This is a genomic window from Halococcus saccharolyticus DSM 5350 (assembly GCF_000336915.1).
In the GTDB taxonomy this organism is placed as follows: Archaea; Halobacteriota; Halobacteria; order Halobacteriales; family Halococcaceae; genus Halococcus; species Halococcus saccharolyticus.
Genome location: NZ_AOMD01000028.1, coordinates 42001 through 56886, shown reverse-complemented (window position 1 = coordinate 56886; position 14886 = coordinate 42001). Strand labels below are relative to the sequence as shown.

At 64.5% G+C, this 14886-nt stretch carries 15 protein-coding genes; 7 read left to right on the top strand and 8 right to left on the bottom strand.

Going from position 1 to position 14886, the window contains the following annotated elements; genetic code table 11:
• Nucleotides 1-6 precede the first annotated feature (6 nt).
• Both C449_RS18365 and larB read right to left on the bottom strand, forming a co-directional pair.
• Nucleotides 7-156 carry a DUF7563 family protein gene (locus C449_RS18365; protein ID WP_005040127.1) on the bottom strand — a complete coding sequence of 50 codons (150 nt, stop codon included), beginning with the start codon at nucleotides 154-156 and terminating at the stop codon, nucleotides 7-9.
• A 124-nt stretch (nucleotides 157-280) separates the two neighbouring features.
• Nucleotides 281-1066, bottom strand: coding sequence for a nickel pincer cofactor biosynthesis protein LarB (gene larB, locus C449_RS12875; protein WP_006078466.1), 786 nt, complete (start codon nucleotides 1064-1066; stop codon nucleotides 281-283).
• A 127-nt stretch (nucleotides 1067-1193) separates the two neighbouring features.
• Between larB and C449_RS12870 the strand changes: the two genes are divergently transcribed.
• Nucleotides 1194-1361 carry a hypothetical protein gene (locus C449_RS12870; protein WP_005040131.1) on the top strand — a complete coding sequence of 56 codons (168 nt, stop codon included), beginning with the start codon at nucleotides 1194-1196 and terminating at the stop codon, nucleotides 1359-1361.
• A 181-nt stretch (nucleotides 1362-1542) separates the two neighbouring features.
• On the opposite strand, the gene C449_RS12865 is transcribed toward C449_RS12870, so the two are convergent.
• Complete coding sequence (locus C449_RS12865; RefSeq protein WP_006078464.1) at nucleotides 1543-2730, bottom strand: ABC transporter permease; 1188 nt, start codon at nucleotides 2728-2730, stop codon at nucleotides 1543-1545.
• Nucleotides 2731-2793: 63 nt separating this feature from the next.
• Here C449_RS12865 and C449_RS12860 point away from each other — a divergent pair, with 63 nt between their 5' ends.
• Both C449_RS12860 and C449_RS12855 read left to right on the top strand, forming a co-directional pair.
• Nucleotides 2794-3795: an ABC transporter permease subunit gene (locus C449_RS12860; RefSeq protein ID WP_006078463.1), complete on the top strand. Its 1002-nt coding sequence runs from the start codon at nucleotides 2794-2796 to the stop codon at nucleotides 3793-3795.
• 143 nt (nucleotides 3796-3938) lie between these two features.
• Complete coding sequence (locus C449_RS12855) at nucleotides 3939-4151, top strand: hypothetical protein (protein WP_006078462.1); 213 nt, start codon at nucleotides 3939-3941, stop codon at nucleotides 4149-4151.
• Here the strand turns inward: C449_RS12855 and C449_RS12850 are convergent.
• Nucleotides 4116-6383 (bottom strand): TRAP transporter permease, encoded by a 2268-nt coding sequence (locus C449_RS12850; RefSeq protein ID WP_006078461.1) that lies wholly within the window; start codon nucleotides 6381-6383, stop codon nucleotides 4116-4118. The genes C449_RS12855 and C449_RS12850 overlap by 36 nt on opposite strands.
• 4 nt (nucleotides 6384-6387) lie before the next feature.
• Complete coding sequence (locus C449_RS12845) at nucleotides 6388-7533, bottom strand: TAXI family TRAP transporter solute-binding subunit (protein ID WP_241430119.1); 1146 nt, start codon at nucleotides 7531-7533, stop codon at nucleotides 6388-6390.
• A 170-nt stretch (nucleotides 7534-7703) separates the two neighbouring features.
• Here C449_RS12845 and glmM point away from each other — a divergent pair, with 170 nt between their 5' ends.
• Nucleotides 7704-9023, top strand: a complete 1320-nt coding sequence (glmM, locus tag C449_RS12840; RefSeq protein ID WP_006078459.1) for a phosphoglucosamine mutase — start codon at nucleotides 7704-7706, stop codon at nucleotides 9021-9023.
• Here glmM and C449_RS18360 read toward each other — a convergent pair.
• Complete coding sequence (locus tag C449_RS18360) at nucleotides 9020-9178, bottom strand: DUF7563 family protein (RefSeq protein ID WP_006078458.1); 159 nt, start codon at nucleotides 9176-9178, stop codon at nucleotides 9020-9022. The two genes, glmM and C449_RS18360, sit on opposite strands and share 4 nt — an antisense overlap.
• 158 nt (nucleotides 9179-9336) lie before the next feature.
• Here C449_RS18360 and C449_RS12835 point away from each other — a divergent pair, with 158 nt between their 5' ends.
• Entirely contained in the window at nucleotides 9337-9954 is a 618-nt protein-coding gene (locus C449_RS12835) for a histidine phosphatase family protein (protein WP_006078457.1), read from the top strand.
• 24 nt (nucleotides 9955-9978) lie between these two features.
• Here C449_RS12835 and larE read toward each other — a convergent pair whose 3' ends face one another.
• Complete coding sequence (gene larE, locus C449_RS12830) at nucleotides 9979-10884, bottom strand: ATP-dependent sacrificial sulfur transferase LarE (protein WP_006078456.1); 906 nt, start codon at nucleotides 10882-10884, stop codon at nucleotides 9979-9981.
• Nucleotides 10885-10994: 110 nt separating this feature from the next.
• Between larE and C449_RS12825 the strand changes: the two genes are divergently transcribed.
• Both C449_RS12825 and C449_RS17540 read left to right on the top strand, forming a co-directional pair.
• Nucleotides 10995-12986 carry a helix-hairpin-helix domain-containing protein gene (locus tag C449_RS12825; protein ID WP_006078455.1) on the top strand — a complete coding sequence of 664 codons (1992 nt, stop codon included), beginning with the start codon at nucleotides 10995-10997 and terminating at the stop codon, nucleotides 12984-12986.
• A gap of 178 nt (nucleotides 12987-13164) precedes the next feature.
• Nucleotides 13165-13992 (top strand): helix-turn-helix transcriptional regulator, encoded by an 828-nt coding sequence (locus tag C449_RS17540; RefSeq protein ID WP_080504932.1) that lies wholly within the window; start codon nucleotides 13165-13167, stop codon nucleotides 13990-13992.
• Nucleotides 13993-14004: 12 nt separating this feature from the next.
• On the opposite strand, the gene C449_RS12820 is transcribed toward C449_RS17540, so the two are convergent.
• A complete protein-coding gene (locus tag C449_RS12820; protein ID WP_006078453.1) occupies nucleotides 14005-14856 on the bottom strand; it encodes a hypothetical protein in 852 nt (283 codons plus the stop codon).
• Nucleotides 14857-14886: the final 30 nt, after the last annotated feature.

Sequence of the window (14886 nt, the reverse complement as noted above, 5' to 3'; positions counted from 1 at the left end):
CCACAGTCAGGCGTTTTTCGCTCGTTCCTTGGCCGCCTCGGCGATGCCCGCGTTCGCCGCACAGCCGGGACACGCGAAGATCCGGCCGTGTTCGTCGGCGAAGACGCGCTCGAACCGGTCCGAGACGTGCGCGCCGCAGTAGTCACACTCTGGCATGGGGACTCGTCGACAGCGGCGGCTGTCAACGATCTACAGTACGGTCTCGAACGGTAAATATCCTCCCCGACCGGCCGCTGGGCGTGCATTTCCGGTGCTTTTGCTCGGCTACCATCCGGGACCGCTACTCGTCCCGCTGTGGTTCCCGATCGCGCGCCGCGTCGACCGCCCGTGCGATCAGCCCAGCCTGTGCGCCCGCGACGAAGCCCGCATCGACGTTCACCACCGTCAGAACGGTACACGACTGGAGGAGTCCCGCGAGCGCGGCCTCGCCGTCGCCGCCGTGGCCGTAGCCCGAGGCCACCGGCAGCCCGATCACTGGCGCGTCGACCAGCCCCGCCAGCACCGTCGGCAGCGCGCCCTCGCGGCCGGCGGCGACCACGAGGACGTCGGTCCGTCTGATGTCCTCGAGCCGATCGAGCGCGCGGTGAAGCCCGGCCACGCCGACGTCGTCGACCTGCTCGACCGTCGCGCCCATCTCGCGCACCACGGCGGCGGCTTCACCTGCTGGTCCGGTGTCGGCGGTCCCCGCCGTCACGACGCCGACGACCGCTTCGAGGTCGGGTGTCTCGTACTCGGCCGCGTGCGCCCGGAGGACGCCCGTCCGCTCGTCGAATGCCACTGTCGCATCGGGGCGGTCGTCGGCGAGGCGATCGACGACTGCGTCGGCGGTCGCTGGATCGACCCGCGTCGCGAGCCCGCGGCCGGTCGTCTCGACGGCGAGCGCGACGAGTTCGGCGACTTCGGCGGACGTCTTCCCGTCTGCGAGCACCGCCTCGGGGACACCGCGGCGCTGTTCGCGGGCGGCGTCGAATCGTCCCGCCTCGCCGGTCGCATAGCCTGCAAGCCGCGATTCCGCTGCCGTCACCGAGATCTCGCCCGCTGCGAGCGCTTCGAGCGTCTCGCGCATACCCCCGGTCGGAGCCCGAACTATTACTCCCCATCGACTCCCCGTTCGACCGCGAACCCGGTCGAGAACCCCGAAATCGAACGATTATGGGAACGTTTATAAAGGTCCCTTCGGAACAAAGCTGCGTATGGCAGACCTGATCGTCAAAGCCGCCGTGAAAGAAGAGCTCAATGACATGAACGTTGCGTCGGACTTCTACGACGCGCTCGACGAGGAGGTCACGGAGCTCCTCGACGACGCCGCACGACGAGCCGACGAGAACGACCGCAAGACGGTCCAGCCGCGCGACCTGTAAGTCGGTTCCTTCCCCTCTCACGTTTTTCGGCCGCCGAGCGACAGCACCAGGGTCACCACCCAGAACCGAGGCGACCGCCGACCGATGCCCGGGGTCGCTTTCGGTGCTCCAACGGTGACGATATCATCGAAACACGTTGCACTCCGGTAGTCGTCTCTCGCGGGCAGGCTCCTGCGAGCGGTCAGCCGCGTGGTTCGAGGGCGTCAACGAACGCGTCGCCGACGACGTTGAAGCAAAAGACCGTCAGGAACAGGAACAGCAGCGGGAGTCCCGCGAGCCACCACGCCGCAGGGAGCCCGGCGGTGAACAGTGATCGGTATATCAGCTGCCCCCACGATATCTGCGTCGGGTCGCCAAGCGTCGCGGACCCGGTCATGACGGGAAGCCTGATGAACGATACGCTGGCCTCGATGAGCACGAACAGCGGCACTTGGAGGGCGACGTTCGACACGATCGCAGGGGCGACGTTCGGGAGCAGGTGACGACCCAGCAGCCGTCGAGAGCCGACGCCCCCGAGTTCGGCCGCCCGTGCGTACTGTTCGTTCCGACGGAGGCGAACCTCGTCGTGAACGAGCCGTGCGAGCCCTCCCCAGCCAGCCAGCCCGAACACCGCAATGAGGAGGCTGAGCCGGCCCTCGACCACCCAGTAGAACAACAGCAGGTACGCGAGGATGCCGGGGAACGTCTGAAGCTGCTCGGCTAGCCAGAGCAGCGCATCCCTCGTGCGACCGCCGACCGTCGCGGCGACGACCCCGACGCCGACACCGGTCGGGACGATGATCGTCGCCGCGCCGAGCACGACGCTCAGGCTCGTCCGCGTCCCCAACACGAGCATGCCGACCATGTCCCTGCCGCTGATGGCCATCGTCCCGAGCGGGAACCGCCACGTTCCCTGACAGCGGCCGTCGACGACCGGGCCGGCACAGGTGGGAACGAACTCGGCGTCGATGCTTCCCCAGACGGGCGGCTGTGAGGAGACGAGGGTATGGAGTTTCGGCTCGGCGACGACGAACGGCCCGAACAGTCCGACGAGGAAGAACACGGTGAGAACGCCCAAACAGGCGACGGCGAGCCGGTCGGTTCGGAACTGTTCCCAGTAGTGGCGCAGCTGCCGGGGTCTGTACAGCGAGATCGCGAGCACGAACGAGCCAAAGCCGAACAGCCCCGCGACCAACAGCCAGTCGAGCCCAGTCAGGTCGACGGGCAGCCCCGTCGCCGAAAGGGAGTCGTAGCCGAATCCACCGACGAACGCGAGCGTACCGCCGACGAGCCACCGGGGGACGGTCGGAGCGGTTCCCTCGGCATCGAAGCTCTCCCAGTCGACCGCATCGAAGCGCATACTGGAGGTCGAGTGGGAATCGTCCTGCATGTGTGTCTCTATCTCTCTCGAAAAGGGAACGACTAATAGCTTCCGAACGTGACGGATTCCCTGATGTTCGGGCGCACGGAGCTATCGAGTCGACAGGTCACCCTCCTCGCGGTTGCCCGGCGGCTTCTCCAGTCGATACTGTCGCTCTGGTTGGTGTTCACCGGCTCGTTCCTCGCCCTCTCGTTCGTGCGCAATCCAAACGTCACCAGCGGATACCCACCCCGGCTGCTCGGTGGCTCGTACGCCCAGCCCCGGTTCGTGGCGGCCGCCGAGCCCCTCCTCGCTCAGTACGTCGACTGGCTCGGCCGCTTGCTCACGCTTGACCTCGGAACGGTCCCGATTCGTGGCGAGGCCGTCTCTGCGACGTCCGTCGTCCTCGACGCAGCGGCGGTAACGCTGCTCTACCTCGGGCCGGCGCTCGCCTTTGCCGTCGCCGCGGGCACGCTGCTGCAGTTGCTGGCGGTCGTCAGCGAACGCGGGACGCTCGACCGGTGGGCAGGGGTGGCTGGTGCGGCCGCCATCGCCGTGCCGGTGTTTCTCGTCGCGTACCTGATCGAGCGCTATCTCCCGCTGTTCGTCTTCGGCGCGACGGAGTCCATCACGCAGTTGGGCTACAACCCAGCGCTCGGGCCCTTCGATCCCCAGAACCTCCAGGCGCTCCTCTGGCCGGCGCTCACTATGGGGCTGTACCTGCTGGCCATCCAGCTCCGGGCGGCGGGCACCGACCTCGAAGGGTACGCCGAGGAGCCGTTCCTCAAAGTCGCCCGCGCGAAGGGACTGGGTCGGCTCCGGCTCTGCCGTCACGTGTTCGCCCACTCGGCGGCACGGCTGACCACGGTGCTCACGTCCGAGATGCTGGGGTTGGTGTTGGTCGGACTGTACGTGATCGAGTGGATCAGCCGCACTCCCGGTTTCGGGTCCCTCACCATCGATGCCGCCGCGAGCAGACATCCCGGACTCGTCTTCGCGGTCGTGTTGCTCCCGGCGGGGGTGATCGCGGTCACGAACGCCGCTCGGGAGAGCTACTACACGCTGTTCGATCCCCGCGTCGAGACTGGCGACTGACTCGCTGTCCCGGCCCGATGGTCGTGAATACACCGATCCAGCCACCCTCGAATCACGATCCGAGGGGCACGAAGCTGGTATAGTCGCGGGTGTACTGAGGACTATCATGCCGACTGCCGAGACACCGATGCGCATCGATACCGATGCACGAACGTTCACCTACTACCGTCACGTCCTTGAGAAACACTGGAGATCCCCACGAGATCGATCTCGCGACGCGTCGTGCGGCCATCGCCGACCTCGACGACGAGTGGTTCGCGGGTCTCAAGCCCACGCTCGCGCTGTTCGGCGCTGGCGAGGATTCCGTGACGACCGACCGCTCAGCGTTCCTTTACTGGTGTGACCGTCGCTGGTAACTGGTCCATTTGAGCGAACACGAGACCGACACCGATGAGCATCGCCGCCATGGCTTGGACGATGGTCATTGGTGCGTACAGTGCGATGAGGGCGAGGCCGAAGTAGACGAACCGTGGCACGGCGCTGAGAACGTTTTTACCGTCATAGGCCGTCGTCGAAGCGATCAATCCCACAACACCGACGAAAACGATAGTGGTGTGTACGAGCGTTCCGGGAAAGGTCCAATAGATGAGGCTCGCGTTCGAAATGAACGCGAACGGGATGAAGAAGCCCGAAACGCCGATGCGAAGGGCCTGAATCCCGGTTTGAATGAAATTCGCGTCCGCGATACGCGAGCCGACCGCCACCGCCACCGCGACCGGCGGGGTGATGGCCGACAGCATTGCGAAGTAGAACACGAACAGGTGAGCCGTGAGTTCGGGGACACCGACCTCGATGATACCGGGCGCGACGAGGATGACCACGAGGATGTATGCCGCGGGCGTCGGCATCCCCAATCCGAACAGGATACTGAGGAACATCGCCATCAGGAGCACGGCGATGAACACGCCGCCAGCCAGCCCCACCATCCGGATGGAGATTTTCGAGGAGAGGCCAGTCTGGGTGAGCATACTGATGATGATACCCATCGCGGCGAGAACGCCGACCAGCGGAGCCATCTCGATTGCGCCCGAACGGAGACCTTTGACTGTCTGTACCGTCGCCGTGACCGGTGCTCGGAGCAGCGAATCGACGACGAAACACCGGACAACGATGGTCGCAACCAGCGTGACCGCGGTATATAGTCCGGCTGACAACGGCGTTAACCGCATCACGACCAAGGTGTAGACCAACACCGCCATCGGGACGAGGAAATGTGGTCCTTCGAAGAAACCCTCGGCTGCGACCGCGAACTCCGCGCGGGCCGCCGTTGGGTCGCCCTGTGCGATCAAAGCCTGCAGCAGCCGAACCAAAACGACGACGCCGAGCGCGCCGAGCCCTGCGAACAGCGCGGACAGCCCGATGACCGAGTCGAGCACCGCAAAGGCCACCGCGACGAGGGCGACGTACCCGATGGCGACGAGCGAATCGCGGCTGAACAGCGACGAGACGAGCGTTCCCGAGGCGGATTGCTCGGCTGTCCAACCGAAGCGTAGCACGACGAACTGGACCCCGATACCGACACTGAAGTAGAACAACAGTGCCGGAATGAGGGCTGCGCGGATGATTTCGACGTAAGAGACGCCGAGGATGTCGGCCATGATGAATGCGGCAACACCCATTACGGGCGGCATCATCTGCCCACCCGAGGAGGCAACGCTCTCGATTGCCGCCGCAAAGTCGTCGCGAACCCCCTGATCCTGCATCATCGGAATCGTGAAACTACCGGTGGTTGCAGTGTTCGCAGCGGCCGACCCGGTGATCGATCCCATCGCCATGCTAGCGATGACCGCCACCTGTACGACACCGGTTCGAAGGTAGTTTCCGAGCCGTTGCCCGCCGTTCAGGATGTATTCGAGCGCACCGTAGGTCTTCGCCATTCCGGCGAAGATGATGAACACGGCGACCCACGTCGTTCCGATGCCGAGGATGAACCCGTAGGTTCCCGACAGCCCGATGGCTCCATAGCGGGCGACGTTCTGCCACGTCATCCCCGTGTGGCCGAGAAAACCCGGTAGCCACGGTCCGGCCAGCGCGTAGGCGATGGTGAAGAGTACGACTGACGTGATTGCCCATCCGTACGCCCGCCGGGTTGCGTCGGTGACGACAACGATGATGAGCAGCCCCATGAGGTAGTCCTGCTGGGTGTAGCCCACGATGACTGCATCGTTCAACAGCCGGTCGAAGTTCGATTCGACGTACCACGCCCCGAGGAGCGCACCGGCTGCCTCGATGATCATCACCAGCCCGTCGAACCGTCCCAACTGCGAACGCACGCGGGAGAGTACTGACCCCTCCGGCGCGGTCTTGCGGTCACGGTAGGCCGCTACGTCGGCGGTGCCGTACAGGTGCTTCTGTGCCTCGTAGAGAAAGAAGATGGCGAGCCCAACCCCCAGAAAGATGTTCGAGTGACGAACTCGGACGAACACGAGCGAGTAGGCGAAGTAGAACGTATAGAGACTCAACGTGACGGCGAACAGCCCGATAACGGCACGGAGTGTGAGCTCGCCGGTCGTCCGCTCATCGGTCCAGCGGTTGACAGCATCGCCGATCGCGGTTCCGATACCGTCCGCGTCCGCCAGTGTGCTCATTTGGTTACTCTTCTCCTCTGGTCAGGTCGTCGTTCCAGATGCCGATCTCCTCGTAGAAATCCGCCGCTGCTGGGTGGAACGGCATGTCATAGGGGTTGGCGAGGAACTGCTGTTCGTCGGCTAGCGGGCCGAGCAGCGCGTTGTACTCCTCCAACCCTTCTCGGTTGGCGTGAAGCGTCTCCAGATAGCTGTACACCGCGTCGTAGCTGAAATCGTTACGCGCGATGAAGTTGTACGACAGCGACGGCGTCGTCAGTTGGTCGGGCGCGTACGCGAACCCATCGAACTGGCTCGTGTCGATATCGGTCACGTTGATTGCGGGGTCCTGACGGAGCTTCGAGGCGACGTTGTCGGGGAAATCGAGTAGTCGGAGGTCGACAGTTCCCTTCATCTCCTGTAACCAGCCTGGCTCGACGGAGAAGTTGACGAACGTTCCGGCTCCGACATCAAGCCGACCCGCGCTCATCGCGCTGCCCTGACTTCCGTAGTCGATACTGACACGCTCGTAATCCTCAGTGGCGTAACCGAGCGCCTGCTGGAGCATCTCTGAGGTCCCCGACCCGCGAGGCGTCGGCGAAACCCGGCTGCCGCTCTCTATGTCGGCGACTGTCTCCCAGCCCTGATTGCCGGTACAGAGAAACCAGCCGAGATCGTAGAGGTGGTGGACCTGATTCGGGGTGAACGATAGGTCCGAGAAGGGGTCCTGGCCCTCCCGGAGCTTGTTCGCTGTCCAGTTCTGGATGTAGACGATCTGGGCGGCCTGGCGCTGCAGTTGGCCGACGTTCGCGTTCGTCCCTTCACTTGGACGTGCGTCGACATTTACCGTGTTGTTGTTCTGATTGACGGTTGCGGCGATGCCCTGGCTCATCGCGTAGGCCGAGGTGGTCGAAGTCGAGGTGAGCATCACCATTCCGGTCTCCCCGCCGCCACCACTACCGTCGCTACCGTTGCCACTACCGCTGTTGTTCCCGCTGCTGCCGCCGCTACCGTTGCCACCACCGCCACCGCCTCCACTATCGTTGCCACCACCACTGCCGCCGCTGCTATTACCACTGTCACCGAGGCAGCCGGCAAGTCCCCCCACTCCGGCCACGCTACCGAGAATTTTCAACAGGTTACGACGATCGGGGCTTTTTTGATCCATTGTCATCTGCTATCACGGTACCATTACTATTGTAAGTGTTTTTCGGAATCTGAGGAAACTGTTGTAACTGACTTTATTGGGGATACGGTACGACGGCAAGATTGAGTGACGACGCGTACGGACCGCCCTACCGAACACCAGTACTGTCTTGACCCGCACGCTCCCAGACCACGCCCATGTTCGGCACCAGCGGCATCCGTGGGCCAGTCGGTGAGACGGTGACGGCCGACCTCGCGCTTGCCGTCGGCCGTGCGGTCGGGATCGACGCCGACAGCGCCGTGGTCGGTCGCGACCCGCGCGAGAGCGGGCGGCTCCTCACCGACGCGCTGACCGCCGGCCTCCGCGAATCCGGCACTGATGTATTCGATCTGGGGCTTGCAGCCACTCCCACGGTGGCGCGCGCGGTCGGCTGGCACGACGCCGACGCCGGCATCTCGGTCACGGCGTCGCACAACCCCGCACCGGACAACGGGATCAAGCTCTGGCAGCCGAGCGGCCAGGCGTTCGACGAGGCCGCCCGCAAGACGATCGCCCGGCGCGTCCGTGAGGACGAGACCGATCTCCAGGCGTGGGACGGTCTCGGCGACCGCACCCCGACCGACGCCGCCGAGCGCCACGTCGAGTCGCTCGTGGAAGCAGTCGAGATCGACGACCCGCTCTCAGTCGCGGTCGACCTCGGCAACGGAGCCGGCGGCGTCACCGTCGACGCGCTCCAGGCCCTCGGCTGTGCAGTCGAGACGCTCAACGCCCAGCCTGATGGTGGGTTCCCGGGCCGGCCCTCCGAGCCGACCGCCGAGAACTGCGAGTCGCTTCGAAGACTGGTCGAAACGACGGACGCCGACCTCGGGATCGCCCACGACGGCGACGCCGATCGGCTGCGGGCGGCCACCGGTGCGGGCGAGTTCCTCTCCGGGGACGTCCTGCTTGCACTCTTTGCGCGCGAGGCGGTCGCGCGGAGCGATATCGCCGAACCGCGTGTTGCAGTTCCTGTCGACACGAGTCTCGCGGTCGACGATGCGCTCGCGCCGCTCGGAGCGACGGTCACCCACACGAAAGTCGGCGACGTGTTCGTGGCCGAGCGCGCGACCGAGGCGGACGTGGTGTTCGGCGGCGAACCGAGCGGCGCGTGGATCTGGCCCGCTCAGACCCTCTGTCCCGACGGTCCGCTCGCAGCCTGTCGCCTCGCGGCGCTCGCCGCCGAGCGTCCGCTGGCCGAGCGTGCTACCGAGATCGAAACCTACCCGATCCGGCGTGCGAACGTCGAGACCGCCGACAAGGGTGGCGTGATGGAGCGCGTCGAGGAGCGGGTGATCGCGGAGTACGACGACGTCCGAACGCTCGACGGCGTCCGCGCCGACCTCGGGGACGCGTGGTTTCTGGTGCGGGCGAGCGGGACCCAACCGCTCGTGCGGATCACTGCCGAGGCGCGCGACGAAGCACGTGCTGAGGAAGTCTTCGAGTCCGTCCGAGAAATCGTCGCCGACGCCGAGAACTAGCCGCGCCGCGTCGACCGCGCCTGCCTGACTTCCGCGCCGTCGCGGATCTTGTCCTCACACTGCGGGCACACCCGTGGGTCCTCGACTTCGCTCGGCGTGAAAACCCGGGCGTACGCCGCCGTCACGAACGCACCACAGTTCTGGCATTCAGGCATACGCCTTCGATTCCACGTCACCGGATATATACTCCACGATACGGTCTCTCACGCATTCGAGTGTCAACACGACCCATGGGAAACCGAAAAACCAGTTTCCACTCCTCGCTCGGGGTCGGGATACCAACGCTCATTCGAGCGGCCATCCAAACACGGTCATGACCGTTCTCCTCGTCCGCCACGGTGAGACCCCGTGGAACGCGGCCCGACGAGTCCAGGGCTGGGCACCCGTTCCGCTCTCCGAACGGGGACGCGAGCAAGCCACGCTCGTCGGCGACCATCTCGCCGCAACGTACGACGTCGACCGTTTCGTCGCCTCCGACCTCCGGCGGACCCGTGAGACAGCGGTGCTCGTCCACGAAGCTGGCGTCGATGTCGAGCCGACGTTCCATCGGGCGTGGCGCGAGCGCGATTTCGGGGTGTACCAGGGGCTTTCCTACGAGGCGCTGTTCGAGACCTATCCCGAGTTCGCGGTCACCGAGTCCGGCATCGCGGCGCTCGAAGCCGTCCCCGAGCGCGGCGAGAGCCTGCTCGACTGCCGCGAGCGCGTACTCGCCGCGTTCGATCGTCTCGTCGCCGATACGGAGGACGAAACGGTCTTGATCGTCACTCACGGCGGACCGCTCTACGCGCTGCTCGCTCGTCTCAAAGGGATCGACTACGTGGAATCGATCGCCGGCGAGTCACAGAAAAACTGTGCAGTGAACGAACTCCGGGGCGATCCTGACGAGGGATTCGCGATCGTCCGAGAGAACGACACGAGCTACCGTGAGTGAGGTCGTGTCGAACCCGCGACGGCCTCAATCCTCGGCGGTCGGGTACTCCGCACCGAGATCGAGATCGCCCGAAACGGGCCCCGACGCGTCGCTTCCTGCCCCATCCGCAGTCTCGGCCGCCGCATCGTCTTCCGGGCTGACGCTCCCGGTGCGGTAGCCGTGGAGATCGAGTGTGACGTGCTCGAAACCGATGTCGGTGAGATGCTCGCGGGCTGCTCGAACGAAGTCGGCATCGAGCGCGCGCTCCAGCTCCTCGGGCGCGACCTCGATACGCGCGAGACCGTCGTGATCGCGCACTCGGAACTGCTCGAACCCCCACGTCCGAAGGAGGGTTTCGGCCTTCTCGACCCGCGAGAGGCGCTCCTCGGTGACGTTCAGGCCCGTGGGAATCCGCGAGGAGAGACACGCCATCGAAGGTTTGTCCGCGACCGAGAGCCCGTACTCGCGGGCGATTTCTCGCACCTCCTCCTTCGTGATGTCGTGTTCCAATAGTGGGGAGTAGGCGTTCAGTTCCTCGACCGCGCGGAGACCTGGCCGGTGGCCTTCGCCGGGATCGGAGGCGTTCGTCCCGTCACAGACCGTCGTGATTCCCAACTCCCGCGCGGCGTCGAACATCGCCGAGAGCCGCATCGTGCGGCAGTGATAGCACCGGTCGCCGTCGTTCGCGACGAACTCATCACTACTGAGCTCCGAGAACTCCACGATCTCGTGGCGAACGCCGATCTCCTCCGTGACCCGTTTCGCGTCGTCGAGTTCGGCCGCCGGCAGCGTTTCGCTTTTGGCGGTGCAGGCCACGGCGTCCTCACCGAGCGCGTCGTGGGCGAGCGCCGCGACCACGCTCGAATCCACACCACCGGAAAACGCGATCAAGACCCCATCGCGTTCGGCGAGATCCTCGCGGACGGCGGCTGCTTTCGCCTCGACGTTCATGGTTCCGATTCGGGATCGTGGGGCAAAAGCGCGTTGCGTTCGGCGGCGACCGGCTGCGTACCGATCGCTCCCCGGATGGTTTTTCTCCCCGGCGGGGCTTGACGCAGGCGATGGAGTTCGAATCCATCCCCGGTGTCGGCCCGAAAACCGCCGAACGCCTCGCGGCGCTCGACGAGCCCGAACGCGCGCTCGCGGCGGGCGACGTGGCGGCGCTCGCCGAGGCTCCCGGCGTCACGCCGGGGCGTGCCGCGACCATCGCACGGGCGGCAATCAAGGCCGAACACGACGATGCCGGGGAGTTCCTCGCGACCGATCGCGCCCGCGAGATCTACCGCGACGCGCTTGCCCTCCTCCAGGACCGCGCGGTCACCGACTACGCCGCCAAGCGGCTCGAAACCCTCTATCCCGCGGCCAGCACGTCTCGGATCGAGGAGGTCCGCGAGTGGGCCACGCAGGCGATGGAACACGATCCCGATCCCGAGGTGCTCGACGCACTCTCCGGGGTCGAACCGCTCGAATCGCCCACTGGAATTCGGGTCCGCGAGCGGTGTCTCGCCACCGCCGACGCCGAGCGCCACGCCGCGGCCGAGGCCGCCTACCCCGAAATCTCGGTCGAGATCGTCGAGGACGCCCGCGGTCTCGCGGATCTCGCGACGGGCTACTCGACAGTTATTGTACTCGACGAGTCCTTCGCCGGGATCGACATCGCGGGTGACGTCCGAGTCGAACCCGACGCGCTCGAAAAACCCGCAATGGTGGTTCCCGAGCGGCTGCTCGCCTTTTTCGCCGAAAACCGCGATCGGCTCCGGGCGGCCGCCGCGGTCGCACGGGCCGCCGACCTCGATACCCCCTGCGATCTCGCGGTGCTCGACGACGCGCTTTCCCGGCTCGACGACGAGGGAAGCGTGGTACCCGACGACGAACTCGCGCGGCTGCGCCAGGCGGTCGACGATCTCGACGCGGCGGTCTCGACGGGTGAAAGCGTGGCGAACGACCGACTCCGTGAGGCGATCGAGGAGCGCGACGTCACCATCGAAGGATCGGACCTGCTCTCGCTCGTCGAGCAGGGCGCGGGGGTGGACTCGCTGCTCTCGCGCGAGCTCGAAGACGAACACGCCGCCGCGATCGAGGCCGCGCGCGAACACCTCGTCGACGCGCTTGCGCTCGACGCTGGCGAGGCAGAAATCGCCGCGCAGGCGTTCCCCGAGGAGCCCACCTTTCCCGTGGAGCACGACGAGGCGGTCGTGAGCCGGCTCCGCGAGGAGCTCACCGCCGCGCGCGACCGTCGAGCGACGCGGCTGAAACGCGACCTCGCGGCGGATCTCGCCGACTTGCGGGAGGACTGTGAGGAACTCGTCCACGCGGCGCTCGAACGCGACGTCGAACTCGCCGTCGCGCGCTTCGCTCGCGAGTTCGACTGCACGCTGCCCGAACTCGGCGGCAGCGGGGTCGCGATCGAGGCCGGCCGCTCGCCACTGCTCGACGTCTCCTTCGACGCGGTCGAGCCGATCGACTACGGAGTCGCGGGCCCGACGCTGCTCTCGGGGGTCAACAGTGGCGGGAAGACCTCGACCCTCGATCTCCTCGCGCTCGTTACGGTGCTCGCGCACATGGGGCTGCCCGTCCCCGCCGAGCGAGCCCGCGTCGAGCGCTACGACTCGCTGCACTATCAGGAGAAGAGCCAGGGCACTCTCGACGCGGGCGCGTTCGAGTCCACACTCCGGGAGTTCGCCGGCCTCGTCTCCGGAACGGGCCGGCGGCTCGTGCTGGTCGACGAGCTCGAAAGCATCACCGAACCAGGTGCGTCGGCCCGAATCATCGCTGGCATCCTCGAAGAACTCGCGGGCGGCGAGACCACGGCGGTGTTCGTCTCGCATCTCGCCGGCGAGATCCGCGAGGCCGCCGGCTTCGATATTCCTGTCGACGGCATCGAGGCGGTCGGGCTGGAGGGGGGCGAACTCGTGGTCGAGCGCTCGCCGAAGAAGGGCGTGCTCGCGCGATCGACGCCCGAACTCATCGTCGAGAAGCTCGCCACCCGAGACGGCGAGGCCGCGGGCGATGTAGAGTCGTTCTACGAACGCTTGCTGGAGAAGTTCGAGTGATCTTCATCGGCCTCCACTCATGGTTCTTGTTCGAATCCAGGTACTCACCTGCTAATTACAGTCAACAATTCGAGATTTACGCTTATCCCACCTGTCCTGTAACAGAAAGACACGTTGAAATAGTGTGATTAACTCCCACAACGTAATTTTAAGGCAGATATAGTTATTATTAATATACATGACCGAACGTTGTGATGCAATTGAATGCCTCTGCAACTCACCGCAACGGCTTCGTATACTCGATGTCCTCGATGACGCACAGATGGATGTTCGTGATTTGATGGAGAGATTGAATAGCCCACGTTCCACCGTCCAGCGTAACCTCTCTGTACTGGAAGAACGGGGTTGGATCGAAGATACTTGTTCTGGATACACGACAACCACGGTCGGAAGTCTTCTTCGTGAGGAATTCGTGTCGGCGAGTGAGGCCGCCGATACGATCAAGCGTCTGGCACCGTTTCTCGAAGCAGTAAACACGCCTCCGAAGATCGATATCAGTCAATTATCTGACGCGCTCGTGATAACTCCTGATTCGGGTCAGCCGATGTCCCTGATAAATCGGTTGTTCAACAGCTTTGGAGGAACTGATCGTGTCCGAGGATTCCTGCCAGTCGTCTCCTCGTTATCGATCGAACTCTCTTGTCGCGTGGATACGGACGATGGAAGTGTTCCTGAGTACGAATACGTTCTCTCATCGGATGCATTTGATACACTCCGCCAGCAGTATGGCAGCGATAGCGCTGATGTGGCTGAGATAGATCCACCTACTCATGTCGATATTTGGGTGTACGAAGGGAGTTTGTCCTATGGACTATTCGTTTCGGACGAGCAACTCGCGCTTGTGGGCTACAATGAAGTCGGTCGAATACAAGCGGTGGTCGAATCAACCAGTGCGACGGCCATCAAGTGGGGTGAGGGAGTGTATGAGGCCTACAGAGATCAATCGATACAGCCGCACGAGACGGACACTTCGCTCGGAGCACCCGATACTGAACCAGCAAATTAGTCCTCTGCCTGTTTATGCGGTTGCTTGAGTGGACTGATTCGGTTGTTCTTGTCCGTCGTCCGCGTCGGTATCGTCCCATTCCATTTCGAACAGGCGACAGTCACAGTCCTGACAGGCTGAGATAATCACATCATACGACCGACAACACGACTCGATGGCGTCCTGTTCCACCTGCACGGGACCGTCGCAGTCGGGACACTGTTCGATGAAGATACGGAGGCTCATCAGCACGCGCGCGATCTCGGCAGGGGCGAGGTTCTGCCAGCGGGAAAGGCGTTCGTTGAGTTCGGTCGCGGCGGCGACGTCGGCGACGGCCGCAGCCTGTGAACTCCATTGCCCGACGACGGCATCATCGGTGCGGACAACGAACGCCTCGCCGTGTTGATCGACCGTGATCTGGTCGTCCGTGGTCGAGATATCAAGCATGTCCGCGAGATGATCCTCGCCAAGATCGTGTGTGCGGGCCGTGTGGATGCTTTCGCGCCACGCTTGCTGAAAGTCGGCAGTGAGACAAAGGTCGGTGCTCTCTCCGCAGGGTTCGACCGCGTGGGCGTCGAGGAGTACCCCCTCGGGGTCGATTTCAACGGTCTCGTCGGCCACTGGTGTCGTAGAGTCTTTCTCGAACCTCCCGAGGACGCGTTCAGGGAAATAGCGTTTCGTGAGCGTGGGCGTACCCGGGACGAGATACCCACGGAGGTAGATGGTACCGAGCGAGAGCGTGAATACCCCGGCCCCGAGGACGGTCGAGGCAACGGCGGCAAGTACGCTTGCCCCGGCAGCGATAGCGATGTTGACCGTTGTACAGGGGGTACAACGGTTTTCGCCGGTGTATTCGGGCTGGCGAAGGCGATCAATGAGTGACATTGCGGCAGGCTACAGGTGTTGTCGGTTTCA

Coding starts and splice junctions, on each gene's coding strand:
- C449_RS18365 (WP_005040127.1), bottom strand. CDS start 156: ATGCCAGAGTGTGACTACTGCGGCGCGCACGTCTCGGACCGGTTCGAG.
- larB (WP_006078466.1), bottom strand. CDS start 1,066: ATGCGCGAGACGCTCGAAGCGCTCGCAGCGGGCGAGATCTCGGTGACG.
- C449_RS12870 (WP_005040131.1), top strand. CDS start 1,194: ATGGCAGACCTGATCGTCAAAGCCGCCGTGAAAGAAGAGCTCAATGAC.
- C449_RS12865 (WP_006078464.1), bottom strand. CDS start 2,730: ATGCAGGACGATTCCCACTCGACCTCCAGTATGCGCTTCGATGCGGTC.
- C449_RS12860 (WP_006078463.1), top strand. CDS start 2,794: ATGTTCGGGCGCACGGAGCTATCGAGTCGACAGGTCACCCTCCTCGCG.
- C449_RS12855 (WP_006078462.1), top strand. CDS start 3,939: ATGCACGAACGTTCACCTACTACCGTCACGTCCTTGAGAAACACTGGA.
- C449_RS12850 (WP_006078461.1), bottom strand. CDS start 6,383: ATGAGCACACTGGCGGACGCGGACGGTATCGGAACCGCGATCGGCGAT.
- C449_RS12845 (WP_241430119.1), bottom strand. CDS start 7,533: ATGACAATGGATCAAAAAAGCCCCGATCGTCGTAACCTGTTGAAAATT.
- glmM (WP_006078459.1), top strand. CDS start 7,704: ATGTTCGGCACCAGCGGCATCCGTGGGCCAGTCGGTGAGACGGTGACG.
- C449_RS18360 (WP_006078458.1), bottom strand. CDS start 9,178: ATGCCTGAATGCCAGAACTGTGGTGCGTTCGTGACGGCGGCGTACGCC.
- C449_RS12835 (WP_006078457.1), top strand. CDS start 9,337: ATGACCGTTCTCCTCGTCCGCCACGGTGAGACCCCGTGGAACGCGGCC.
- larE (WP_006078456.1), bottom strand. CDS start 10,884: ATGAACGTCGAGGCGAAAGCAGCCGCCGTCCGCGAGGATCTCGCCGAA.
- C449_RS12825 (WP_006078455.1), top strand. CDS start 10,995: ATGGAGTTCGAATCCATCCCCGGTGTCGGCCCGAAAACCGCCGAACGC.
- C449_RS17540 (WP_080504932.1), top strand. CDS start 13,165: ATGACCGAACGTTGTGATGCAATTGAATGCCTCTGCAACTCACCGCAA.
- C449_RS12820 (WP_006078453.1), bottom strand. CDS start 14,856: ATGTCACTCATTGATCGCCTTCGCCAGCCCGAATACACCGGCGAAAAC.